Genomic DNA, 22,272 nt, shown 5'->3' with positions numbered 1-22,272 from the left:
AAAACACCACCAACCCTCAACAGGCCGGCGATGCCATATCGATACTGGCCAGACCAAACAAACTAGCAAAAACTAGCTGTCCAATCCAGTCCAAATGAACCAATGAAGGTTCAATAAATTTGGCATTGACTATCAAGCACACTGTTGAGTTCTCAAACAACCGACGCAAACCATCCAAGACCAGAACCTTCGCCCTGACCCCGTCCGGGGCAACCCCTCTAACTTAGCATTCCCGGATCTTCTCTCCAAATCCCCCGGATCGTGTGATCCAGGCGACTCGGATATTGTCCGAAGATGCCCCACCGGAACGTACCGCACGCAGCGGTACCAACCAGAAGGTGGTGGTTTTCAGCTCCGGCCCGGCCACCGGTACCCAGCCTCTCGACTGTCTCCTCGGTGTCCGTCGGCCCGTCGGGCTGACATCAGAGAACATTACCGACGCCTGCTCGGAGAAGTCAACGCGGCTGGACGTGGCGCGCACCACTCTGCCCGCCCGGCCGCCGTCGGGAACCCGCCATGCCTGGTCATCGGCCGCCCAGCCCGCCGGACGTGCTCGGCCCCGGTCCCGCCACCGCAGGAGCGGAGACACGGGGCCGGGGCCGAGCGACGACGCGACGAAGTCGATCAGGCAGCTGGTTCCGGCGCCGCAGCAGCACGGCGGCGCGCCTCGTCGAACTCCGCGCGCACCTCCTCGGGCACGTCGCGGGTCAGCAGGCTGACGACGACGGCCACCACGAGGCCCGTGACGAAGCCCGGCACGATCTCGTAGAGGGTGTCGGCGAGGCCGCTGCGGCCCCAGGTGAACGCGACCACGGCACCGGCCACCATGCCGGCCAGGGCGCCCCACCGGGTGAGCCGACGCCAGTACAGGCTCAGGAGCACGATCGGACCGAACGCGGCGCCGAACCCGGCCCAGGCGAACCCCACGAGGTCGAGGATCGTCGTCGTGCGGTCCAGGGCGATGACGATCGCGATCAGCGCGACGACGAGCACACCGCCGCGTCCGAGCATGACCTGCGCCCGAGCGGACAGCTCGCGCCGGGTGGTCATCTTGACGAGATCCTCGACCAGCGCCGACGAGGAGACGATCAGCTGGGAGGAGATGGTCGACATGATCGCCGCGAGGACCGCCGCCAGGACGATCCCGGCGACCACCGGGTGGAAGAGCGCCTGCGTCAGGACGAGGAAGATCGTCTCGGGGTTGTCGAGCGCCAGGCCGTTCACGTTGACGTAGGCCACGCCGATGAGGCCGGTCAGCACCGCCCCGACGCCGGTCAGGATCATCCACGTGATCCCGATGCGGCGGCCCGTCGTCGCGTCCTGCGGGGAGCGCATCGCCATGAAGCGCACGATGATGTGCGGCTGGCCGAAGTAGCCCAGCCCCCAGGCGACCGCGGAGATCAGTCCGGTCGCCGAGGCGCCGGCGACGAACGAGAGGTGGTCGGCTGCCGCGGAGGTGTCCGCGGCGAGGATGCCCTCACGGACGACCCCCCAACCACCCATCTCCACGACCGCGACGATCGGGACCACGATCAGCGCGAGCAGCATGAGCAGTCCCTGGGCGACGTCGGTCCACGTGGCGCCGAGGAACCCCCCGAACAGCGTGTAGGCCAGCGTGACCCCGCCGACCACCAGCAGGCCCGTCAGGTAGGACAGGTCGAAGGAGCTCTCGAAGAACGTCCCGCCCGCGACCATGCCGGACGAGACGTAGAACGTGAAGAAGACCAGCACGATGAGGCCGGCCGCGACCCGGAGCAGACGAGAGGTGTCCCGCAACCGGTTCTCGAAGAAGCTCGGGACGGTGATCGAGTTGTTCGACAGCTCGGTGTACGCACGCAGCCGCGGAGCGACGAACTTCCAGTTCAACCAGGCGCCGACGGTGAGCCCGACGGCGATCCACGCCTCGACGAGCCCGGCGGCGTAGATCGCGCCCGGCAGACCCAGCAGCAGCCATCCGGACATGTCGGAGGCACCCGCGCTCAGCGCGGCGACGGCCGGCGGCAGGCGGCGACCACCCAGCATGTAGTCGTCGAGGTCGTCGGTGCTCCGGAAGGCCGCATAGCCGATGCCCAGCATCACGGCGAAGTACACGACGATCGCGATCGTCGTCCAGGTCTGGTCGCTCATCGAGCGGTCACCCTCTCCTGCGCTACGCAGCGTGTCGTCGCACCGCGCCGGCCGGCGACCGACGAACGGCGGACCGGGGCCAGGTCGGTCGACCCGGCGCAGGACGCCACCGAGCAGGACCTCGCTGCTGAGCCACCCCGTCGAGGCCCGAAAACACGAACGGCCTGACCCGAGGGTCAAGCCGTGGTGTTGCGTGCGCCCGGAGGGATTCGAACCCCCAACCTTCTGATCCGTAGTCAGATGCTCTATCCGTTGAGCTACGGGCGCCTGGCCGATCCGTACCGGCCGACGAGAACACTACCCCGTCCGGACCCGATACCCAAACCAGATCGGGTGATCGTGACCGAGGCCACCGCTTCCAACAGAAAAGGCCCCGGGCGTCGAGCACCGGAGCCTTCCTGGCGGAGACGGCGGGATTTGAACCCGCGAACGGGTTGCCCCGTTACCACCTTAGCAGGGTGGCGCACTAGACCAGACTATGCGACGTCTCCTCGGGCCCCGCGCTGCGCGGCCGCGGCGCCCAGCGTAACCGGCGAAGCGGCCGTCGGGCAAAGTCGCCCACCCCACCGGGACGCGCGGCGCCCGCTACTGTGGCGTCCATGCCGGTCGTGGAGCCGTCCGAGGATCGCTCGTCGCCCCTGCCCGCTCCCACCGACAGGGACCCGGGAGGCTCCGACGAGCCGACCGGCCTCGACGTCGTCGTCGTCGGTTCCGGCTTCGGCGGGAGCGTCGCAGCGTTGCGGCTGACGGAGAAGGGGTACCGCGTCGCCGTGCTCGAGGCGGGCCGACGCTTCGGCGACGACGAGCTCCCCCGCACCTCGTGGGACCTGCGTCGATTCCTGTGGGCACCGGCCCTCGGCTGCCTCGGGATCCAGCGGATCCACCGACTGCGGGACGTCGTGGTCCTCGCCGGCGCCGGCGTCGGTGGCGGTTCCCTCGTGTACGCCAACACGCTCTACCGCCCGACCGGCGCGTTCTGGTCGGACCCGGCGTGGGCGTCGGTCACCGACTGGGAGGCCGAGCTGGCGCCTTACTACGACCAGGCGGAACGCATGCTCGGCGTCACCGAGTACCGCGGCGGCACCCCGGCGGACGACGTCCTGCGCGACGTGGCCCGGAAGCTGGGCGCGGGCTCGACGTTCCACAGCGCGCGTGTCGGCGTGCACCTCGGCGACCCGCGCACAGGACCCGGGGCCCCAGGGCTGCCCACCTCGGCGGTACCGGACCCGTACTTCGGGGGTGCCGGGCCGGCCCGGCACCCGTGCCTGCACTGCGGGGAGTGCATGACCGGCTGCCGGCACGGAGCCAAGAACACCCTGGTCAAGAACTACCTCTACCTGGCCGAGGCCGCCGGGGCCCGCGTCCACGCGCTGACCACGGTGGACGCGATCGTCCCGCGCGACGACGGCGGCTACGAGGTCCGCACGCACCGGTCGGGACGCCCGTGGTCGGGTCGCCGGACGTTCCGCGCCACGCAGGTGGTCCTGGCTGCCGGCACGCTCGGCACGCAACGACTGCTGCACGCCCTGCGTGACGACGGCACCCTGCCCCACCTGTCGCCGCGGCTCGGTCACCTGACCCGGACCAACTCCGAGGCCCTCCTGGGCGCCGTCGCCCCACGACGTCCGGACAGCCCCGGGCCGGACTACACCCGCGGGGTGGCGATCACGTCGTCGTTCCACCCCGACGAGCACACGCATGTCGAAGCCGTGCGCTACGGCCGGGGTTCGAACGCGATGGGGCTGCTGCAGACGGTCCTCGTCGACGGCGGCCCCGGACGACGTCGGCGCTGGCTCGGCGAGCTGTGGCGCCGGCGCAAGGAGCTGCCGACGCTGCTCGACCTGCGGGGCTGGTCCGAGCGGACCCTCATCGCGCTGGTGATGCAGACCGAGGACAACTCCCTGACCACGGTCACGCGCCGCGGGCTCCTCGGCCGCCGGATGACCTCCGTGCAGGGCGGCGGAGAGCCGAACCCCTCGTGGATCCCGCTGGGCCACCGGGTGGTGCGGGCGATGGCCGACCGCATGGGCGGGACGGCGGGCGGCAGCCTGGCCGACCCGTTCGACGTGCCGATGACGGCGCACATCCTGGGCGGGTGCACGATCGGCGGGACGCCGCAGACCGGGGTGATCGACCCGTACCACCGGGTGCACGGGTACCCGGACCTGCACGTCGTGGACGGTTCCGCGGTGACCGCCAACCTGGGCGTGAACCCGTCCCTCACCATCACGGCGCTGGCCGAGCGCGCCTTCGCGCTGTGGCCCAACCGCGACGACCCTGACCTGCGACCGAGGCCCGGGGACCCGTACGTCGCGGTGCCGGCGACGCGACCCCGACGGCCCGCGGTCCCGGCGTCGGCACCCGGCGCGCTGCGCCTGCCGATCGTCGAGATCCGCTGAGCCGTCGGCCGGACGGGAGCGGAGGGCGGGGGATTCGAACCCCCGGTGCGGGGTCGCCGCACAACGGTTTTCAAGACCGTCACATTCGGCCGCTCTGTCAGCCCTCCTCGGCCCCGCAGTCTATCCGCGACGGCGGGTGCCCCGGGACGCCGAGGGCCGACCGGGCGGCACCCGGTCGGCCCTCGCAGCGTGTCGTCAGCCCTGGGCGCTGCCGGCCCGCAGCTGACGCATCGCCAGCTGGACCAGGGAGATCAGGGTCTGCTTGGTCGCGGCCCGCGACCGCGCGTCGGTGTACAGCATCGGCACGTGGGCCGGGATCTGCAGCGCCTCGCGGACGTCCTCGAGGCGGTGCTTGGCGACACCGTCGAAGCAGTTCACGCCCACCACGAACGGCACGCCCCGGGACTCGAAGTAGTCGATCGCGGGGAAGCACTGCTCGAGCCGGTCCGTGTCGACCAGGACGACGGCGCCGATGGCACCACGGACCAGGTCGTCCCACATGAACAGGAAGCGGTCCTGCCCGGGGGTGCCGAAGAGGTACAGCCACAGGTTCCCGGGCAGGGAGACCCGGCCGAAGTCCATGGCCACGGTCGTCGTGGTCTTGCGGTCGGTCACGCCACCGGCGTCGTCGACCCCGACGGAGTGCTCCGTCATGGCCGCCTCGGTGTTCAGGGGCTCGACGTCGGAGATCGACCCGATGAAGGTCGTCTTGCCCACGGCGAACCCGCCGGCCACGACGATCTTCGTCACCGTCGGGGCCGAGCTGCCGCCCTGCGCGGCCGTGGCCGGTGCCGCCGCGGCCGCCGCGCCGCCTCCGGCGACGGCCGTCTGCGCGCTCGCACCGGCGGACCGGGCCTCGTGGCCGTCCGGCCCGGCGCTCGTGGGCGCCTGCGGCGAGGTCGCCTGCTCGGTGTCGGCCGACGGCGCGTGGCCCGAGACGCTCGAGGCCTGCGGGGCAGGGGCCTGCGGGGCAGCGGTCTGCGGCGCGACGGCGGACGAGCCGCCCAGCACGCTCTGCCGTGCCGGCGCCGAGGCACCGTCGAGGGACGAGGACATCGGACCTCCCGTGGACGCTCCTACCGCACCGGATGGGGCGGACAGCGGAGCCCAGGTCGGGGCCACTCCGCCGAACCCTGCGGGCGCCGCGCTGTCAGAGGGCGGAAATGCCATTGAGAACACTCTCCAAGACGCTCAGGGAAAGTCCCGAGTGGTTGCTGCCGTGGCCCGTGTGGACGTTCACCGGGGCCGAGGTGTGCACGGTGATGTGCCCCTCCTCCTGCATGTCCGCGACCAGGATGCGGACGACGCCGAGGGGGAGCTTGAGCAGCGCCGAGAGCTCCGCGACGGACACGTAGGTGTGTGCCGCGTGCTGCAGGATCGCGCGCTTCTCGGGTGTCAGGCCGAAGCTGTTGACCGCTCCCGGCATCACCTCGACCAGCGCCTCCAGGGGCAGGTCGGACATCGAGGAGCGGACACGGCCACCCGTGACCGCGTAGGGCCGCACCGTGGAAGCCTCGTAGACATCCGCGGACTGCGAGCCGTGGGTACCGAACGGTGCGTGCGCCATCGTCTATCTCATCCCACCTGCGCGGACCGTGTCGCGCCGTCGACCGGAAGGTTGCCCCGCATCTCCGAGATGAGCTGCGGTGTCAGGGTCGCCTCCGTGCGCGAGACCAGCAGCGCCATCTCGTAGCCGATGAGCCCGATGTCGCAGCTCGCCTCAGCGACCACGGCCAGGACCGACCCGTTCGAGACGTTCATCAGGAACAGGTACCCGTTGTCCATCTCGATGATGGCCTGCCGCACGTTGCCGCCGTTGAGCTGGCGGGAGGCGCCACGGGTGAGGCTCGACATGCCCGACACGATCGCGGCCAGCTGGTCACCGCTGGTGCGGTCGAGCTGGTCCGACATCGCCATGAGCAGACCGTCCGCCGAGACCACCAGGGTGTGGCGGCTGCCCGGGACGGTCCGGACGAAGTTGTCGAGAAGCCACCCGAAGTTGGTCGCTTCAGTACTGAGGGTCACGCTTCCTCCTCGTCAGGTGCGCTGAGTGCGCAGGTCACCGCGGCTGCGGAGAAGATCCAGGGACATCATTCACGCTCCGGGGGCCATTAGTCGAGCCCCCCGTCGTCGCTCGCCTCGGAGCGCCCGCGGGCCGTCGCCGACTGGAAGGCCGAGAGGCGCGCGCGCAGCTGCTCCGGGTCGCGTTCGATCGAGGCCGTGAACCGGTCGGCCGGGGCCGCCGGCTCCGCGGGACGGGCACGTCGGGTGAGACCGGGTGCGGCGGTCGGCGCGGCCGTGGCCGGTCGGTACGTCTGCTCCTCGTTGCTGGTCGTCACGTTCTCTTCCTGGAAGACGCCGCGCTGCATCAGCGTCGACATCTCCTCGTACAGGACGGCCGAGGCCATCCATTCGGACCGCGCCTCGATCGTGTCGGGCACGTAGTGCGGGTCGAGCGGGTCGGCGTCCGAGCTCACGGTCGACCGCAGGGGCAGCACGGAGTCTCCGTACGACGCCGCGCGGGCGCCGTTCGCGGTCGGCGCCGTGCCGGTCGGGGCAGCCGCGTCGGCGGTGGCCGGACGGTCCTCGCCGGCCCGCGGTCCACGTCCGTCCTCCGGTTCGACCGAGCGCGGCTGGTACGGCACCTCCTCGACCGCCGGCTGCCCGAAGGCGACCGGGGCCGGGAACGCCGGCGAAGGAGTCGCCGAGGACGCCGCGGACTGCGCGGGTGCCGCGGGCCGGAGCGGCTCGGCACGGCGGTCGGCGGGAGCCGGCGTCGCCGGAGCGGGCCGGGCCGGGGCGGGCGTCGCGGCCGTGGCGGGCGGGACCGCGTCCGAGGCGAACGGGTCCACCACGGCGGGATGCCGGAGGCCCGAGAGCTCGTCGGTACGGTGCACCGGGTCGGGTCGGGCCGGCTCGGCCGGCGCGGACCACGCCTCGGTTCGTGCGGCGTCGACGCGGTCCGAGGACGCCTGCGCGCCGGTGACGGACTCCGCCGCCGCGGCGGCGGCCGACTCCGTGCTCTGGACGGCGGGCTTGCGTCCGAAGAGGCCCCGCTTGCGGCCGGAGGGCTGCAGCTCCCCGCGCCGCGTCGGCAGGTTCGACATCAGCTCCTCGAACGCCGGCAGCGACTCGAGCTCCTGCGGGGAGTCCTCGGGCTCGGCACGGCCGTTCGCGGACGACGACGGCGGCTCCATCGCGGACGAGTCCGCCGTGTACGAGTCCGGCGCGGACTGTCCCACGGGTGTCGGCGCGGTGGCCGGCGAGGGGGCCTCGGCCCACGACGTCGACCGGACCGGTGCCGGAGCATCGGCCGGAGCCGGGGCGGGCGTGGGGCTCGGCGTCGGGTGCTCCGCGGCAGGTACCGGGCGCTCCTCGGCGGCGGCCGCGGAGGACTGCTGCTCCGGCGTCGCGGGCTCGGCACCGAAGCTCTCGGGCACGTCGGCGGGGTCGCCCGAGACGGCGTCGAGCTGCAGCGTGCTCTCGGTCGAGCCCTCCTCGAGCCGTTCCATCGAACGGAAGCTGGAGAACAGGCCGGTGCGCTGCTCCACCTCGATCGGCTTCGCGGTCGGCTCCTCGGCCGCGGGCAGCGGGAGCGCGCCGGACATCGGGGCCGGTTCGCCGTTCCCGCGCCGACGGCTCGGCAGGGCCGCGGCCGCGCTCCCCGCGACCTCGCTGGGCGGGCTCCAGGAGCCCTCCTCGGGGATCTGCTCGGAGGTGTCCAGCGACGGCGTCTCGAGCGGCGGCAGCACGATCGACTCGGTCGGCGAGCCGGAGTCGCCGCGGCGACGGCGCGGCATGCCGGTGGCCGTGGTCCCGTCCGTCAGCGCGTCGATGTCGACCGGTTCCGCCGTGGGCGGCTCGGGCTCGTACAGCGCCGGGGCCGGCGCGGTCTCGGGGCGCGGCTCGGGTGCCTGCGGCCGGTACGGCTCGGGCTCCGCCTCGTGGGGTGCCGGCTCGTAGGGCGCCGGCTCGGGCGTCGCCACCGTCGAGGACTCGGACCGCAGGACCGCGGGCTCCGGATCCGGGGCGTCGGCCGCCGAGGGCTCCGGTCCGGCCGGGACCGTCGCCGGGGCCGCACCGGTGAGCTCCGACGCCCCGCGCGACGCACCGAGCTGCGACGCTGAGCGCTGGGTGGCGGCCTCCAGCGGGTCGGTGGGCTGCGGCAGCGGCATGGCCTCGTCGGCCAGGAACAGCGCGGCGGGGAACGACACCGTGACGACGGTGCCCTTGCCCTCGGTCCCGGACGCGAACTCGACGGTCGCACCGAGCCGCGCGGCCAGCCGGCCGACCACGAAGAGCCCGAGGCGCTGGGCGCCGACGGCGTCCGAGGCGGCCGTCGAGGCGACCTTCGCGTTCGCCTCGGCGATCTCCTCGGTCGACATGCCGAGGCCGTGGTCCCGCACGGTGACGACCACGCCGCGGGCGTCGGTCACGGTCGAGACCTCGACCGGCGTGTGCGGCTCGGAGAACATCGTGGCGTTCTCGAGGAGTTCCGCCAGCAGGTGCGCCGCGTTGAGCGCGTTGTGACCGAGCATGTGCGGGTCGGCGTGCAGCTCCAGGCGGACCCGGTCGTACAGCTCGATCTCGGACGACGCCGTACGGATCACGTCGGAGACCGGCATCGGGTTGCGCACGCGGCGGCCGGAGTCGATGCCGGCGAGCACCAGGAGGGACTCGGCGTTGCGCCGCATCCGCGTCGCGAGGTGGTCGAGGCGGAAGAGGTTCGACAGCGTGCTCGGGTCCTCCTCCGACCGCTCCAGCTCGTCGAGGAACGCGAGCTGGCGATTGAGGAGCACCTGGTCGCGGCGGGCGACGTTGACGAACATCTCGGCGATGGACCCGCGCAGCGCGGCCTGTTCCCGCGCCACCTCGACCGTGGTCGCGTTGACCTCGTTGAACGCGTTGGCCAGGCGTCCGATCTCGTCGGAGGACTCGACCGGGATCTGCACCAGGTCGACCGACGGAGCCTGCCCGGGCACGGCCATCTGCTCGACCATCTGGGGCAGGCGGTCGCGGACGTCCGCGGTGGCGGTCGTCAGCCGTCGCAGCGGGTTCACGATGCGGCGGGCGATGATGAGGGCGAAGACGAACGACAGCAGCACGATGCCGAACGTGGCGCCGGCCGTACCACCGGCACGGAGCCGGGCGTCCGTCGCCAGGTCGGCCGCGTAGCTGACCGTGTCGGCGCGGACGTCGTCACGCACCGGACGGGTGTCCTCGATCCACCCCTGCGAGAGGTCGCTCCACTGTGCCGCGTCGGACTGGTTGAAGCCGGAGAACGTCAGCCACCGCAACTGGGTGCGCAGCGTCGACAGGCGCTCGTCGTAGCCGGGCAGCACGTAGTCGCCGCCGAGCCGGCCGAGCTGCTCCGCCGCGTCCTGCTGGAGCTCGTTGGTCTCCTGCAGCGCGGCGACCATCTGCTGCATGAGCTGGGCGTTGTACTGCGGGTCGTCGGGGTCCTCCTCGCGCGCCGCCGCGGCGTTGCTCAGGGCCAGGGCGACCAGGGGACGCTCGTAGGTGTTGGCGAGCATGACCTCGTCCAGCGCCACGTAGGCGTTGAGGCGCTCGGCCAGGCCGGCGTCGGGCTCCGCCGCCGCCACGGCCCGGGGCACGTCCATCGCGCGTTCGATGATGTCGGTGTACCGGGTGATCGCGCTGCTCTCGCTGACCTGTCCGGAGATGACCTGGCGCTGGAGCTCGTCCAGGGCGGTGCGGTCGTCGACCGTGGCTTCGATGGCGTCCTGGACACCGACGCTCAGCGCGTCGACGTCGAGGTCCAGCAGCGCCTCGTCACGGGCGTCCACCGCCTCGTCGCTCGCCTCCTGGGCGTCGACGAGCTGGTCCATCGCCCCGGGGACGTCGTTGAGGGCGAGCATCGCGAGCGCGCGCTCGGTCGCCACGGCGGTGCCGGCGCGGTCCTGCAGCTCGAGGCTGTCGACGAGGTCCGAGGACTGTCCCGCTCGCACGGCGTCCTGCCATGCACCCCACGAGATGTAGGTGGCCGCCACGAGGAGGACGAAGATCGGCACGGCGAGTGTCGCAAGGATCTTCCCGCGAACGCCCAACCTGCGGAGCATGTGGACCTCTCTCCATCACTGGTCGATCGGCGGTCCGCGGGAAGTCCACCCTCGTACCACCGGAGTTCATCGCACTCGCGGAACCGCTCTCCCACCGCTCGACGCCGTGCCTGGGTAGCCTGCTCCGTGTGCGAGCGGTCACGATATCCGGCAAGGGTGCCTCGGCGAAACTCACCACGAACAGGCTCAACCTACACGAACCGGGCGCCGGCGAGGTACTCCTCGCCGTGCTCTCGAGTGGCGTGAACCGGGCTGACCTGCTACAACGCGCCGGACTCTACCCTCCGCCGCCCGGCGCTCCCGACTGGCCGGGACTGGAGATATCCGGTAGCGTCCGCGCGCTCGGCCCCGGCGTGTCGTGGCCGCGTGTCGGCGACCGCGTGGTCGCCCTGCTCGACGGCGGAGGGTACGCGGAGCAGGCCATCGCACCCGCCGGGCAGGTCCTGCCCCTGCCCGCAGGCATCGACCCCGTCGACGCCGCCGCGCTGCCCGAGGCGGTGTGCACGGCCTGGACGAACCTCGTCGACGCCGGACGGCTCGACGACGGCGAGACACTCCTCGTCCAGGGCGGCTCCGGCGGGGTCGGCAGCATCGCCGTCCAGCTCGGCAAGGCCCTGGGCGCCCGCGTCGTCACCACCGCCGGCGGCCCCGAGCGCACCGCGCGCTGCCGCGACCTGGGCGCGGACGTCGTCGTCGACCACCGCACCGAGGACGTGGTCGCCGCCGTCCGGGCCGCCACCGACGGCCGGGGTGCCGACGTCGTGCTCGACGTCCTCGGCGCCGGCGCGCTCCAGGACAACGTCCGGCTCCTGGCGCCGTCGGGCCGGCTCGTCGTGATCGGCCTCCAGCAGGGCCGCACCGGCGAGCTCGACCTGGCGCGCCTCATGGCCCGGCGGGCCACCGTCACCGGGACCACGCTGCGCTCGCGCAGCGCCGTCGAGAAGGCCGCGATCGTCGCCGCCGTCGCCGAGCACGTGTGGCCGATGGTCGCCGACGGCCGGGTCCGACCCGTCGTGCACGCCCGGCTCCCGCTGGAGGAGGCCGAGGCCGCACACGCGATGCTGGAGTCCGGCGAGGCGTTCGGCAAGGTGCTCCTGCTGCCGTGACGCCGTCGCGCCGGCGGGCCCCTCGCGGCACACTGGGGCCATGGTCGACGAGCACCGCACCGTGACCCCCGAGGGCGACGGCGTCCCCGCCGCGCCGGACGAGGCGGGGCAGGACGAGCAGTCAGAGAGCCCCAGCATCTCCGAACCCGCCAAGGTCATGCGCATCGGCAGCATGGTCAAGAAGCTGCTCGACGAGGTGCGCGACGCCCCGCTCGACGACGCCGCCCGCACCCGGCTCGCCGAGATCCACGAACGCTCGATCAGCGAGCTCGAGGACGGCCTCTCCGAGGACCTGGTCGACGAGCTGCACCGCATCACGCTGCCGTTCACCGCCGACGCCACGCCGTCGGACGCCGAGCTGCGCATCGCCCAGGCCCAGCTCGTCGGCTGGCTCGAGGGGTTGTTCCACGGCATCCAGACGGCCCTGGTCGCCCAGCAGATGGCCGCCCAGCAGCAGCTCAGCCAGATGCGGCGCGGCCTCCCGCCCGGGGCGCACCCGCCGTTCGGCCCGGGCGGCCCGAACGGCCCGCGGGACGAACGCTCCCCCGGCCAGTACCTCTAGTCCCGGCCGGTCGCCGTCATCGCGATCGCGCCCGAGACGAACGCGAGCCCCACCAGCTCCGGCCAGGACGGCACCTGCGCCAGCACGACGGCGCCGACGGCCGTGGCCGTCGCCGGCAGCAGCGCCAGCAGCACCGCGAACGTCGCCGTGCCGACCCGCCGCAGCACCACCTGGTCCAACACGTACGGCACCACCGACGAGCAGATCGCGACCACCAGCAGGAACGCGAGCAGACCGACGTCGGGCACCACCGTCACGACCGAGCCGCCGAAGAACGGCGCGAACACCAGCGCACCCGCCGCCATGCCGACGGCGAGGCCGTCGAAGCCCGACCCTCCCCCGGCCACCCGCTTGCCGAGCACGATGTAACCCGCCCAGCAGGCGGCGGCGCAGAAGACCGCCACCAGGCCGATGACGACGTCGTCGCGCGGCACGTCGCCGTCGAGCGTGATCCCGGCCAGCAGCACGACGCCCACGGCGGCCACGAGGATCGCCCCGCGCTCGCGCCACCCGCGGCCGGTGATCGCCGCGACGGCGACCGGACCGGTGAACTCGAGCGCGACGGCGACCCCGAGCGGCAGGTGGTCGATCGCCACGTAGAAGACGATGTTCATCGCCGACAGTGCGATGCCGAACAGCGCCGCGTGCCCCAGGTCCGCGCGCGTCCAGCGCCGGCGCCACGGCCGGCGCCACGCCAGCAGCACGACGGCGGCGAGCACGATGCGCCACCAGCTCACGGTGGGTGCGCCGAGCGTCTCGAACAGACCCACGGCGACCGCGGCGCCCAGGTACAGCGTCAGCCCCGAGACCAGGAACAGGGCCGGCGCGGGCACCCGGTCCAGCCGTCCGCCGCGCAGGGACGACGGCGGTCCGGACGAGGTCGGGTCTGCGGCGGGCACCTCGGGAGCCTACGCGTCTCGCGCGACCGGCGCCGGTGCGTCGCCGCGCCGCGGACCGGCCGGGTCGCTAGCGTGGGACCACGAGCAGGTTCGGTGACGCGAAGGGCGCGACCATGGGGTTCGGCGAGGCAGTCAGGACGGTCTTCGGCAAGTACGCGACGTTCTCCGGCCGGGCGCGGCGCTCCGAGTACTGGTGGTGGTACCTGTTCGTGCTGCTCGTCAGCATCGCGCTCAGCATCCTGGTCGCCGTGTTCGGCGGCTACAGCATCGACGCCGACACCGGGATGCCCGTGTTCGAGTTCGGGTCCGCGCTGCTGATCTTCGCCGCGTGGCTGCTGTTCGTGATCCCGAACATCGCGGTCACCGTGCGCCGTCTGCACGACACCGACCGCTCGGGGTTCTGGTGGTTCATCGGGTTCGTCCCGCTGGTCGGCTGGATCATCCTGCTCGTCCTCATGGTGCTGGAGGGCACCCAGGGGCCCAACCGCTTCGGCCCGGACCCCGCCTACCGTTCGGGTCTGGGCGGCTGACCGCTGCCACTTCGGGGCAACTTGTGGAGGACTTCTGGAGGAATGCTGGACACCGCGTGACGGGGTGCTCTAGGTTCGCGTGCGGTCGCCACGCCCGTGACGACGCAGCGCACACGAGCTCTGGAGAAGCATGTCCTTCGGCGACGCCGTCACCTCCGTCCGCACCAACCTCACGAACTTCTCCGGCCGCGCCCGGCGCTCCGAGTTCTGGTGGTGGTACCTCGCCGTCGTCCTGCTCGGGCTCACCGTCGGCGTCGTCTCCGCGATCGTGGCCGCCGTCCTCGTCGCCGTGGACGCGCCGGTCCTCACCACGATCGTCGGCATCGTGCTCGGCCTCGCGCTGTTCGCCCTGTGGCTCTACGTGTTCGTCGGCACGCTCGCCGTGGCCGTCCGCCGGCTGCACGACACCGACAAGTCGGGCTGGTTCTACCTGCTCGCCTTCGTCCCCGTCGCCAACATCGTCCTGATCGTCTTCTGGGCGCTCGAGGGCGCGCGCGGCCCGAACCAGTACGGCGCCGACCCCCGACTCGGCGCCGTCGCCCCGGCCGCCGCGCCGCAGGTCTGAGCAGTCCCCGTCCGACGTCGTCGCGGGGTGTCGTGACGACGTCGGACGGAGCTCTGGTTCAGCCCTTGACCGCGCCCGCGAGCATCCCGCGCACGAAGTAGCGCTGCAGCAGCAGGAACACGATCAGCGGCACGATCATCGCGATGAACGCACCGGCCGTCAGGATGTGCCAGTCACCGCCGCGCGAGCCGGCCATCTCGGCGATCGCCACCGTCAGCGGCCGGTACTCCGGCGCCGCGAAGGTCAGGCCGACCAGCAGGTCGTTCCAGACCCAGAGGAACTGGAAGATCCCGAAGGCCGCGATCGCGGGCACCAGCAGGGGGAACAGCACACGGAAGAAGATCTTCACGTGCCCTGCCCCGTCCACGCGGGCAGCCTCGATCAACGACCGGGGGATGTCCTTCATGAAGTTGTGCAGCAGGAACACCGCCAATGGCAGCGCGAAGATCGAGTGCGAGAGCCACACCGTCCAGAACGACCCCGCCATCCCCCACTGGTTGTAGTTGGTCAGCAGCGGGACGAGCGCGACCTGGATGGGCACGACCTGCAGCGCGAAGACGGCGACGAAAAGCAGGTTCCGCCCCGGGAACTCGATCCAGGCGAACCCGTAGGCCGCCAGGAGCGCCACCGTGATCGGGATGACCACCGCCGGGATGGTGATGACGAAGGTGTTGATGAACACGCCCGCCAGGTTGTCGCTGCCGTAGAGCGCCTGCTCGTAGTTGTCCAGGGTGAACTCGGTCTCGCCGGTGAAGATGCCGGGGATCACCGTCCACCAGCCGCTGCGCCGGATGTCGATCTCCGGACGGAACGACGTGACCAGCAGCCCGATGGTGGGGATGGTCCACAACGTCGCGAGGATCACCGCCGTCAGCGACGCCCACGGAGACGTCAGCCGCCCCTTGGTGGCGATGGCACGCTTCTCGAGCCGGCTCAGCTTGCGGGGCTTGGTCGGTGCGGTGTCCTCGGTCTGCGGGGTCGAGGCCGGGACGGCCGGGGTGGTGCTCATCGGATCTCCTCCGACCTGCGCATCTGGCGGACGTTGTAGGCGACGATCGGGATCACCAGGATGAACAGCACCACGGCGAACGCCGCGGCCAACCCCTGGTTGTTCTGCCGGAAGGCCTGGGTGTAGAACTCGTTCGCGACGACCTGCGTGCCGAACTGCCCGCCGGTCATGGTGCGGACGATGTCGAACGCCTTGAGCGTGGTCATGGCGATCGTGGTCAGCACGACGACGAGCGCCGGGCGGATGCTCGGCACCGTGATGTAGCGGAACATCCCGAGGCCGTGCAGCCCGTCGAGCCGGGCAGCCTCGACGATGTCGTCCGGGATGGCCTTGATGGCCGCCGCAAGAACGGTCATGGCGAAACCGGTCTGGATCCAGATCATCACCGCGATGAGGAACCCGGTGTTCCACGGCTCACCGATGAGGAACTGCTGAGGCGGCAGACCGAGCCAGACGAGCACCTGGTTGAGCAGCCCGATCTGGTTCACGCCCGGCTGGTCGGGGCGGAACTCGTAGACGAACCCCCAGATGATGGAAGCGCCGACCATCGAGATCGCCATCGGGATGAAGATCAGCGTCTTGGCGATCCGCTCGAACCGAGCCCGGTCCACGAGCACCGCGTAGACCAACCCGATGAGGGTGCTCAGCAACGGGGCCAGAATGACCCAGGCGGCAGTGACCAGCAGCACCTTCTGGAAGGCGCCGACCGTCAGCATCTGCTCGTAGTTGTCGAACCCGACGAACTCCGTGATGTTGCGGTTGAAGAAAGAGTTGTAGAGCGTCTCGAAGCCCGGCCGCAGCAGACCGTAGGCGATGAGCAGCAGGGCGGGGCCGACGAACCCGATCGCCACCACCCACGACGGGATGCGCTTCGGCCGGTCGACCAGGAAGAGGATCAGACTCATCACCAGCACGAACACGCCGATGCCGATCACCATGACGACGAGTTTCATCCCGGGCGAGTCCGGGTACAGCAACCAGTCCACCAGGCACCTCCTTTGGGCCTCGGGAGGGTGCGGGGTGCGAGCGCTCGGCGCCCGCACCCCGCACCGGGTGTGATCACATCGGCCAGCTGCTCTCGATCTGGTCCGTCACCTCCTGGCTGGAGTCACCGGTCAGCCAGTTCACGATGCCGTTCCAGAAGGTGCCGGCACCGACCTCACCGGGCATGAGGTCCGAGGCGTCGAACCGGAAGACCGTCTCCTCGTCGGAGACCAGGGCGGCGGCGTCCTGGTCGAACTCCGAGGCGAGGTTGTTGATGTCCAGGCCGTTGTTGGCGCTGAACCAACCGCCCTCGGGCGTGGCGATGGCCTTCTGGTTCGCCCAGTCCGCGCTGGCCAGGTAGGTCTGGAACGCCTGGACCTCGGGCCGGTCGTCGAACGCCGCCACGAACTCCCCGCCGCCGAGGACGGGCTGCATGTCCGTCTGGTCGGTGGGCAGGTAGAACGCGTACACGTCGCCGTCAGACCCGACCTCGGTGCCCTCCGGCCACTGCGTGGCGTAGAAGCTGGCCATGCGGTACATCCAGCAGGTGCCGTCCAGCACCCCGACGCCCGCCTGGTCCCACGGCGTGGTGGCGATCGAGTCGACCCCGCCGAGACCGGCGTTCACGTAGTCCGGGTTCTTGAGGATCTCCCCGGCCGTGTCGAAGGCGTCGACGATCTGCGGGTCGTTGAACGGGATCTCGTGCATGTACCACTGGTCGTACACATCGGGCCCGGCGGTACGCAGCACGACGTCCTCGATCCAGTCGGTGCCGGCCCAACCGGTCGCGTCGCCGGACTCCACGCCGGCGCACCACGGCAGCACCTCCTGCTCCGAGGCGATGGTCTCCGTGAGGTCCATCAGCTCGGTCCACGTCTCCGGGACCTCGTAGCCGGCGTCCGCGAACATCGTCGGGTTGTACCAGACGAAGGACTTGGCGTTGGCGCCCAGCGGGGCGGCGTAGAACGTCCCGTCGACCGAGCCGTACTCCTTCCACTCCTCGCTGAAGAACTCGTCGACGTTCGCGACCGTCGGCTCCGGGGCCTCCACGATCTGGTCCGGGTAGTCGTTGACGATCGTGTTCAGCAGGCCGGGCTGGGGCAGGTAAGCGATGTCCGGGGTGTTGCCGGCCTGGATGCGCACCAGCAGCTGTGCCTCGAACTCGCGCGAGCCCTCGTAGTTCACCGTGACACCGGTGCACTCCTCGAAGGCGTCGTAGGACAGCTCCTGCTGGGACTGCTCCGGTTCGACGATCGAGGTGTAGATGCTCACCGAGGTGCCCTCGAGGTCGCCGAACTCGTCGTAGGCGGCGCAGTCGATGTCCTCGGCCGTGCCCCCGCCGCCGTCGTCCATGTCGCCCCCGCCGCCACCGTCGCTGTCGCCGTTCCCGCCACAGGCGGCGAGGACGAGCGCCAGGCTCGCGCCGGCGGCGACCGTTGTCAGACGGCGTCGGCGCGCCGTCGTGGTCCTGGTCATGTCAACCCTCCACTACGTCGTGTGGTCGCCGGCGACCCGGTGGGCCGTCGGACCAGAGCGAGCGGGCGCCCGGACGGGTCGACCTGCTCTGGTTGCAAGTCGACCGCAACGTTGCAGGTCATGCAACCGCTCCCGCACCGCATCCTGGTTACGATGCGGTGACGATCCGGGGCGCTGGGCGATCCGTGGGATGATCCTGGGGACCTGTGGCGAGCGCCGTCGGAGAGCACCGGAAGGACCAACATGATCGAGCTGAGGACCCCGCGCGAGATCGAGGAGATGCGCCCCGCAGGCCGCTTCGTCGCGGAGACGCTGCAGGCCGTGCGCGAGGCCGCCCGCCCCGGGGTCAACCTGCTCGAGCTGGACGCGTTGGCGCACCGCCGGATCAAGGAGCGCGGCGCGGAGTCCTGCTACATCGACTACCACCCGTCCTTCGGCGCGAGCCCGTTCGGCAAGGTCATCTGCACGTCGGTCAACGACGCCGTGCTGCACGGCCTGCCGCACGACTACACGCTGGCCGACGGCGACCTGCTGAGCATCGACTTCGCCGTCGCCGTCGACGGGTGGGTCTCCGACTCGGCGATCTCCTTCGTGGTCGGCGAGTCGTCCTCCTCCGGGCGCGCCGAGGCCGACGCGAAGCTCATCCGGACCACGGAGATCGCCCTCGACGCGGGTATCGCCGCCGCCCAGCCGGGCAAGAAGATCGGCGACATCTCCGCCGCGATCGCCGCCGTCGCCCGCGAGGCCGGCTACTCGATCAACACCGACTTCGGCGGCCACGGCGTCGGGCGCACCATGCACGGCGACCCGCACGTCCCGAACGACGGCCGCGCCGGGCGCGGGTTCCCGCTGCGCCCCGGTCTGGTCATCGCGATCGAGCCGTGGTTCCTCGAGACCACGGACGAGATCTACACCGACGACGACGGCTGGACGCTGCGCTCGACCGACGGCTCCCGCGGTGCGCACAGCGAGCACACCATCGCGATCACCGCCGACGGCCCGATCGTCCTCACGGCCCGCGACTGACCCGCCCTCCCGCGAGGTAGGCGACTTCCCCGTCAGGTAGGCAACGTCGGCGCGGGGTAGAGCGCGCTTCCGGCCTACCTCGCGGGTCGTCCGCCTACCTCGCGGGACGGGTGTAACGCGTCGGGTCGGGGTCGGGGTCAGAGCAGGGAGCGCAGGACGACGGCGGCACCGTCGTCCTCCACGGTCCCGGTCACCTCGTCGGCGGCCCCGCGCACCACCTCGTCGGCGTGTCCCATCGCCACACCCCGGGACGCCCAGCGCAGCATCTCGACGTCGTTGCGGCCGTCGCCGATCGCGATCGTGCGGTGCGGCTGGACGTGGGTACGCCGTCGGACCTGCTCCAGCGCGGTCGCCTTGGACACCCCGAGGGGTGCCAGGTCCATCCAGGCGCTCCATCCCACCGCGTAGGTCACGTCCTCGAGCCCCAGGTGCTCGACCAGCTCGTGGAACCGCTCGGACGTGGACTCCGGAGAGCGCACGATGACGCGCGTGACCTCCGTGGCCCACAGCTCCTCGAGCGGCACGACGACGTGCACGCCCTCCAGCTCGCCCTCCGGGAATCGCTCGGTCATGCGGAAACCGACACCGAGGTCCTCGACGGCGTACCGGGCGTCGGGCAGCTCGTGGCGCAGCAGGCTCAGGGCAGGCTCCGGGTCGAACGTCACGACGTCGTCGGCCACCCACCCCTCCGGCAGGTCCGGGTCGAGCCGGACGGTGACGGCTCCGTTCGAGCAGACCATCCAGCCCGTCTCGATGCCGAGGTGCTCGGCGACCGGCAGCATCGAGATGAGCGACCGCCCCGAGGCGAGCACCACCTCGTGCCCCGCGTCGCGGACGGCGGTGACGGCGTCGTGCACCGCACCTGCCATGTCGCCCGCGTAGGACAGCAACGTGCCGTCGAGGTCGAGCGCCACGAGCGCGCGGCCGTCCGACGGCGTCACTCGCGCCACCTCAGCGCACCGGCTCGAGGACCTCGAGCCCGCCCAGGTAGGGCCGCAGACCCTCCGGCACCCGCACCGACCCGTCCGCCTGCTGGTGGTTCTCCAGGATCGCCACCAGCCAGCGGGTGGTCCCGAGGGTCCCGTTGAGGGTCGCCACCGTCTGGGTGCCGTTCTCGGTGCGCGCCCGCACGTTGAGCCGCCGGGCCTGGAACGTGGTGCAGTTCGACGTCGAGGTGAGCTCGAGGTACCGCTCCTGGCTGGGCAGCCACGCCTCGCAGTCGAACTTGCGGGCAGCGCTGGTGCCCAGGTCGCCGGCGGCGGTGTCGATCACCCGGTAGGGGAGGTCGACGGCGGCGAGCATCTGCTCCTCCCAGTCCAGCAGGCGCTGATGCTCGGCCTCGGCGTCCTCCGGTCGGCAGTAGGAGAACATCTCCACCTTGTGGAACTGGTGGACGCGGATGATGCCGCGCACGTCCTTGCCGTGCGACCCGGCCTCCCGGCGGTAGCAGGCGCTCCAGCCGGCGTACCGCTTCGGACCGGCGGACAGGTCGATGATCTCGTCGCCGTGGTAGCCCGCGAGCGCCACCTCCGAGGTGCCGACCAGGTACAGGTCGTCACGTTCGAGGTGGTAGACCTCGTCGGCGTGCTCACCGAGGAACCCGGTGCCGCGCATCGTGTCCGGGGTGACGAGCGTGGGCGTGATCATCGGGGTGAAGCCGGCGGCGGTGGCGAGGTCGACGGCCGCGTTGAGCAGCGCGAGCTCGAGGCGTGCGCCGACGCCGGTGAGGAAGTAGAACCGCGAGCCGGAGACCTTGGCGCCGCGCTGGGTGTCGATGGCGCCGAGCGCCTCGCCGAGGTCCAGGTGGTCGCGGGGGGTGAGGCCCTCGGCGGCGAAGTCACGCGGGGTGCCGACGGTCTTGAGGGTGATGAAGTCGTCCTCGCCGCCGGCCGGGGCGCCCTCGACGATGTTCGGGATCCGGTAGAGCAGCTCGTCGAGCTCGGCCTCGGCCTCGTTGGCGGTGGCCTGGTGGGCCTTGACCTGGTCGGCGAGCTCCTTGGTCCGGCCGATGAGCGCGGCCTTCTCCTCGCCGGACGCCTGCGCGACCTGCTTGCCCATCGCCTTCTGCTCGGCGCGCAGCGACTCGAAGTCCGCGAGCGAGCTGCGCCGTCGGGCCTCGGCGGCCAGGGCGGCGTCCACCACGGAGGTGTCCTCGCCGCGGGCCGTCTGGCTCGCTCGGACGGCGTCGGGGTTGTCGCGCAGGAGACGGATGTCGATCACGCCCGCAAGCCTAACGGGCGGGGCGCGGGCCACGTCGTCGCGCGGCGCGGCCTACCTGGCGGGAAGTCCGCCTACCTCGCGGGAGAGTTGCCTACCCCGCGGGAGAGTTGCCTACCTGGCGGGGAGGGTGCCCGCTGTCGCGCGACCGTGCGATGACCTCTATGTTGCGGACATGCCGTGGGAGCTCACCGTGGGCGTCAGCGCCCTGATCATCGGGGTCACCGCCCTCGTCGCCGCGTTCCTCGTGCTGCGCCGCAGCAGAGCACGCGAGCGGTCCGAAGGCACCGGCGTCGCGCCGCAGGAGAAGACGCAGCGCCCGCAGCTGGCGCTCGTGGTCAACCCGTCGAAGGAGCACACGGCGCACGTCGTGAGCACCGTGCGCCGGCTGGCCGCGGAGGCCGCCCTGCCCGCGCCGCGGTTCTACGACACGACCAAGGAGGACCCGGGCACCGGGCAGTCGCGGCAGGCGTTGGCCGACGGCGCCGACGTCGTGGTCGCGGCCGGCGGTGACGGCACCGTGCGCGCGGTCGCCGAGGGCATGGTGGGCAGCGGGGTGCCGATGGGCATCATCCCGGCGGGCACCGGCAACCTGCTGGCCCGCAACCTCGACCTGCCGCTCACCGACGTCGCCGAGGCGCTGACGATCGTGCTCGGCGGCGTGGACCGCACCATCGACGTGGGCCGGGCCCGCATCACGGAACGCCCGCCCGGCGAGGAGCCGCCGACCGACGTCGACGACGACACGGCGCACATCTTCCTGGTGATCGGCGGGCTCGGGTTCGACGCCGCGATGGTGGCGGACGCCGACGACCAGCTCAAGGCGCGCATGGGCTGGGTGGCCTACTTCCTGGCCGGCGCCCGGCATCTGCACGGGCGCCGGATGCGCGCCACGATCACGATCGACGACACCGACCCCGTCGAGGCGCGGCTGCGCAGCGTCATGGTCGGCAACTGCGGACGGCTGCCCGGCGGCATCACCCTGCTGCCCGACGCGGTCATCGACGACGGCGTCCTGGACGTCGCGGCGATCGACACGCGCGGCGGGCTGGCGGGCTGGGCGCAGCTCTTCGGCGAGGTGGTCGCCCAGGGCATGGGCGTGCACAACGAGGCGCGCATCAAGATCGGTCGGATCGACCACACCCGCGCCCGCCGCGTGCAGATCCGCGTCGACGGCGGCGAGCAGGCACAGGTCGACGGCGACGTGCTCGGCAAGGCCGTCGCGATGGAGACCTGGGTGGAGCCGGGCGTGCTCGTCGTGCGCACCGCGGCGTGATCGGGGCCGCGGGGCG

The 22,272-nt window shown here is 71.7% G+C and carries 18 protein-coding genes and 3 tRNA genes; 7 read left to right on the top strand and 14 right to left on the bottom strand.

Features of this window, described 5'->3' with window-relative positions; translation table 11 throughout:
* Positions 1-624 precede the first annotated feature (624 nt).
* The 3 genes from putP to HDG68_RS15505 form a co-directional block, all read right to left on the bottom strand.
* A complete protein-coding gene (gene putP, locus HDG68_RS15515; protein WP_172153551.1) occupies positions 625-2,127 on the bottom strand; it encodes a sodium/proline symporter PutP in 1,503 nt (500 codons plus the stop codon).
* Positions 2,128-2,321: 194 nt separating this feature from the next.
* Positions 2,322-2,394: transfer RNA gene (locus tag HDG68_RS15510), tRNA-Arg, on the bottom strand.
* Between the two features lie 132 nt (positions 2,395-2,526).
* A tRNA-Ser gene (locus HDG68_RS15505) sits at positions 2,527-2,618 on the bottom strand.
* A gap of 108 nt (positions 2,619-2,726) precedes the next feature.
* Between HDG68_RS15505 and HDG68_RS15500 the strand changes: the two genes are divergently transcribed.
* Positions 2,727-4,526 (top strand): GMC family oxidoreductase, encoded by a 1,800-nt coding sequence (locus tag HDG68_RS15500; protein ID WP_172153550.1) that lies wholly within the window; start codon positions 2,727-2,729, stop codon positions 4,524-4,526.
* 19 nt (positions 4,527-4,545) lie between these two features.
* On the opposite strand, the gene HDG68_RS15495 is transcribed toward HDG68_RS15500, so the two are convergent.
* The 5 genes from HDG68_RS15495 to HDG68_RS17445 all read right to left on the bottom strand — a co-directional run bounded on the left by HDG68_RS15495 (position 4,546) and on the right by HDG68_RS17445 (position 10,558).
* Positions 4,546-4,633, bottom strand: a tRNA-Ser gene (locus HDG68_RS15495).
* 88 nt (positions 4,634-4,721) lie between these two features.
* Positions 4,722-5,276, bottom strand: a complete 555-nt coding sequence (locus tag HDG68_RS17205; RefSeq protein WP_343037615.1) for a GTP-binding protein — start codon at positions 5,274-5,276, stop codon at positions 4,722-4,724.
* 400 nt (positions 5,277-5,676) lie between these two features.
* Complete coding sequence (locus HDG68_RS15485) at positions 5,677-6,093, bottom strand: DUF742 domain-containing protein (protein WP_172153548.1); 417 nt, start codon at positions 6,091-6,093, stop codon at positions 5,677-5,679.
* Between the two features lie 8 nt (positions 6,094-6,101).
* Positions 6,102-6,551: a roadblock/LC7 domain-containing protein gene (locus HDG68_RS15480; protein WP_172153547.1), complete on the bottom strand. Its 450-nt coding sequence runs from the start codon at positions 6,549-6,551 to the stop codon at positions 6,102-6,104.
* Positions 6,552-6,637: 86 nt separating this feature from the next.
* Positions 6,638-10,558 (bottom strand): nitrate- and nitrite sensing domain-containing protein, encoded by a 3,921-nt coding sequence (locus HDG68_RS17445; protein WP_172153546.1) that lies wholly within the window; start codon positions 10,556-10,558, stop codon positions 6,638-6,640.
* A 176-nt stretch (positions 10,559-10,734) separates the two neighbouring features.
* On the opposite strand from HDG68_RS17445, the gene HDG68_RS15470 reads away from it, so the two are divergent.
* Together HDG68_RS15470 and HDG68_RS15465 are read left to right on the top strand one after the other, a co-directional pair.
* The gene (locus tag HDG68_RS15470; RefSeq protein WP_425483771.1) at positions 10,735-11,712 is read left to right on the top strand and encodes an NAD(P)H-quinone oxidoreductase; all 978 of its coding nucleotides are present in this window, start codon (positions 10,735-10,737) and stop codon (positions 11,710-11,712) included.
* Positions 11,713-11,752: 40 nt separating this feature from the next.
* Complete coding sequence (locus HDG68_RS15465; protein WP_172153544.1) at positions 11,753-12,274, top strand: bacterial proteasome activator family protein; 522 nt, start codon at positions 11,753-11,755, stop codon at positions 12,272-12,274.
* Here the strand turns inward: HDG68_RS15465 and HDG68_RS15460 are convergent.
* Entirely contained in the window at positions 12,271-13,107 is an 837-nt protein-coding gene (locus tag HDG68_RS15460; protein ID WP_172153557.1) for an EamA family transporter, read from the bottom strand. The genes HDG68_RS15465 and HDG68_RS15460 overlap by 4 nt on opposite strands.
* A gap of 179 nt (positions 13,108-13,286) precedes the next feature.
* Here HDG68_RS15460 and HDG68_RS15455 point away from each other — a divergent pair, with 179 nt between their 5' ends.
* Together HDG68_RS15455 and HDG68_RS15450 are read left to right on the top strand one after the other, a co-directional pair.
* Complete coding sequence (locus HDG68_RS15455) at positions 13,287-13,703, top strand: DUF805 domain-containing protein (RefSeq protein WP_172153543.1); 417 nt, start codon at positions 13,287-13,289, stop codon at positions 13,701-13,703.
* Positions 13,704-13,833: 130 nt separating this feature from the next.
* A complete protein-coding gene (locus HDG68_RS15450) occupies positions 13,834-14,268 on the top strand; it encodes a DUF805 domain-containing protein (RefSeq protein ID WP_172153542.1) in 435 nt (144 codons plus the stop codon).
* 58 nt (positions 14,269-14,326) lie between these two features.
* On the opposite strand, the gene HDG68_RS15445 is transcribed toward HDG68_RS15450, so the two are convergent.
* The 3 genes from HDG68_RS15445 to HDG68_RS15435 form a co-directional block, all read right to left on the bottom strand.
* Positions 14,327-15,277: a carbohydrate ABC transporter permease gene (locus HDG68_RS15445; protein WP_172153541.1), complete on the bottom strand. Its 951-nt coding sequence runs from the start codon at positions 15,275-15,277 to the stop codon at positions 14,327-14,329.
* Complete coding sequence (locus tag HDG68_RS15440; protein WP_172153540.1) at positions 15,274-16,263, bottom strand: ABC transporter permease subunit; 990 nt, start codon at positions 16,261-16,263, stop codon at positions 15,274-15,276. The genes HDG68_RS15445 and HDG68_RS15440 overlap by 4 nt, the downstream gene beginning before the upstream one ends.
* Before the next feature lie 73 nt (positions 16,264-16,336).
* Positions 16,337-17,737, bottom strand: a complete 1,401-nt coding sequence (locus HDG68_RS15435; RefSeq protein ID WP_172153539.1) for an ABC transporter substrate-binding protein — start codon at positions 17,735-17,737, stop codon at positions 16,337-16,339.
* A 243-nt stretch (positions 17,738-17,980) separates the two neighbouring features.
* Between HDG68_RS15435 and map the strand changes: the two genes are divergently transcribed.
* Positions 17,981-18,763 (top strand): type I methionyl aminopeptidase, encoded by a 783-nt coding sequence (gene map, locus HDG68_RS15430; protein WP_172153538.1) that lies wholly within the window; start codon positions 17,981-17,983, stop codon positions 18,761-18,763.
* Positions 18,764-18,900: 137 nt separating this feature from the next.
* Here the strand turns inward: map and HDG68_RS15425 are convergent, their stop codons facing one another.
* Both HDG68_RS15425 and serS read right to left on the bottom strand, forming a co-directional pair.
* Entirely contained in the window at positions 18,901-19,704 is an 804-nt protein-coding gene (locus HDG68_RS15425) for an HAD hydrolase family protein (RefSeq protein ID WP_172153537.1), read from the bottom strand.
* 10 nt (positions 19,705-19,714) lie between these two features.
* Entirely contained in the window at positions 19,715-20,983 is a 1,269-nt protein-coding gene (gene serS / locus HDG68_RS15420; protein ID WP_172153536.1) for a serine--tRNA ligase, read from the bottom strand.
* 172 nt (positions 20,984-21,155) lie between these two features.
* Here serS and HDG68_RS15415 point away from each other — a divergent pair, with 172 nt between their 5' ends.
* Positions 21,156-22,256, top strand: coding sequence for a diacylglycerol/lipid kinase family protein (locus HDG68_RS15415; protein ID WP_172153535.1), 1,101 nt, complete (start codon positions 21,156-21,158; stop codon positions 22,254-22,256).
* Positions 22,257-22,272: the final 16 nt, after the last annotated feature.

Origin of the sequence: Isoptericola chiayiensis (genome assembly GCF_013149805.1) — a bacterium.
In the GTDB taxonomy this organism is placed as follows: domain Bacteria; phylum Actinomycetota; class Actinomycetes; order Actinomycetales; family Cellulomonadaceae; genus Isoptericola; species Isoptericola chiayiensis.
Note: the sequence above shows the minus strand (reverse complement) of the source record. Positions and strands in the feature narration are given on the sequence as shown.

Bases quoted from the DNA above. Each gene is read 5' to 3' on its own strand.
- putP (WP_172153551.1), bottom strand. From the start codon at position 2,127: ATGAGCGACCAGACCTGGACGACGATCGCGATCGTCGTGTACTTCGCC.
- HDG68_RS15500 (WP_172153550.1), top strand. From the start codon at position 2,727: ATGCCGGTCGTGGAGCCGTCCGAGGATCGCTCGTCGCCCCTGCCCGCT.
- HDG68_RS15485 (WP_172153548.1), bottom strand. From the start codon at position 6,093: ATGGCGCACGCACCGTTCGGTACCCACGGCTCGCAGTCCGCGGATGTC.
- HDG68_RS15465 (WP_172153544.1), top strand. From the start codon at position 11,753: ATGGTCGACGAGCACCGCACCGTGACCCCCGAGGGCGACGGCGTCCCC.
- HDG68_RS15455 (WP_172153543.1), top strand. From the start codon at position 13,287: ATGGGGTTCGGCGAGGCAGTCAGGACGGTCTTCGGCAAGTACGCGACG.
- HDG68_RS15450 (WP_172153542.1), top strand. From the start codon at position 13,834: ATGTCCTTCGGCGACGCCGTCACCTCCGTCCGCACCAACCTCACGAAC.
- HDG68_RS15445 (WP_172153541.1), bottom strand. From the start codon at position 15,277: ATGAGCACCACCCCGGCCGTCCCGGCCTCGACCCCGCAGACCGAGGAC.
- HDG68_RS15435 (WP_172153539.1), bottom strand. From the start codon at position 17,737: ATGACCAGGACCACGACGGCGCGCCGACGCCGTCTGACAACGGTCGCC.
- map (WP_172153538.1), top strand. From the start codon at position 17,981: ATGATCGAGCTGAGGACCCCGCGCGAGATCGAGGAGATGCGCCCCGCA.
- HDG68_RS15415 (WP_172153535.1), top strand. From the start codon at position 21,156: ATGCCGTGGGAGCTCACCGTGGGCGTCAGCGCCCTGATCATCGGGGTC.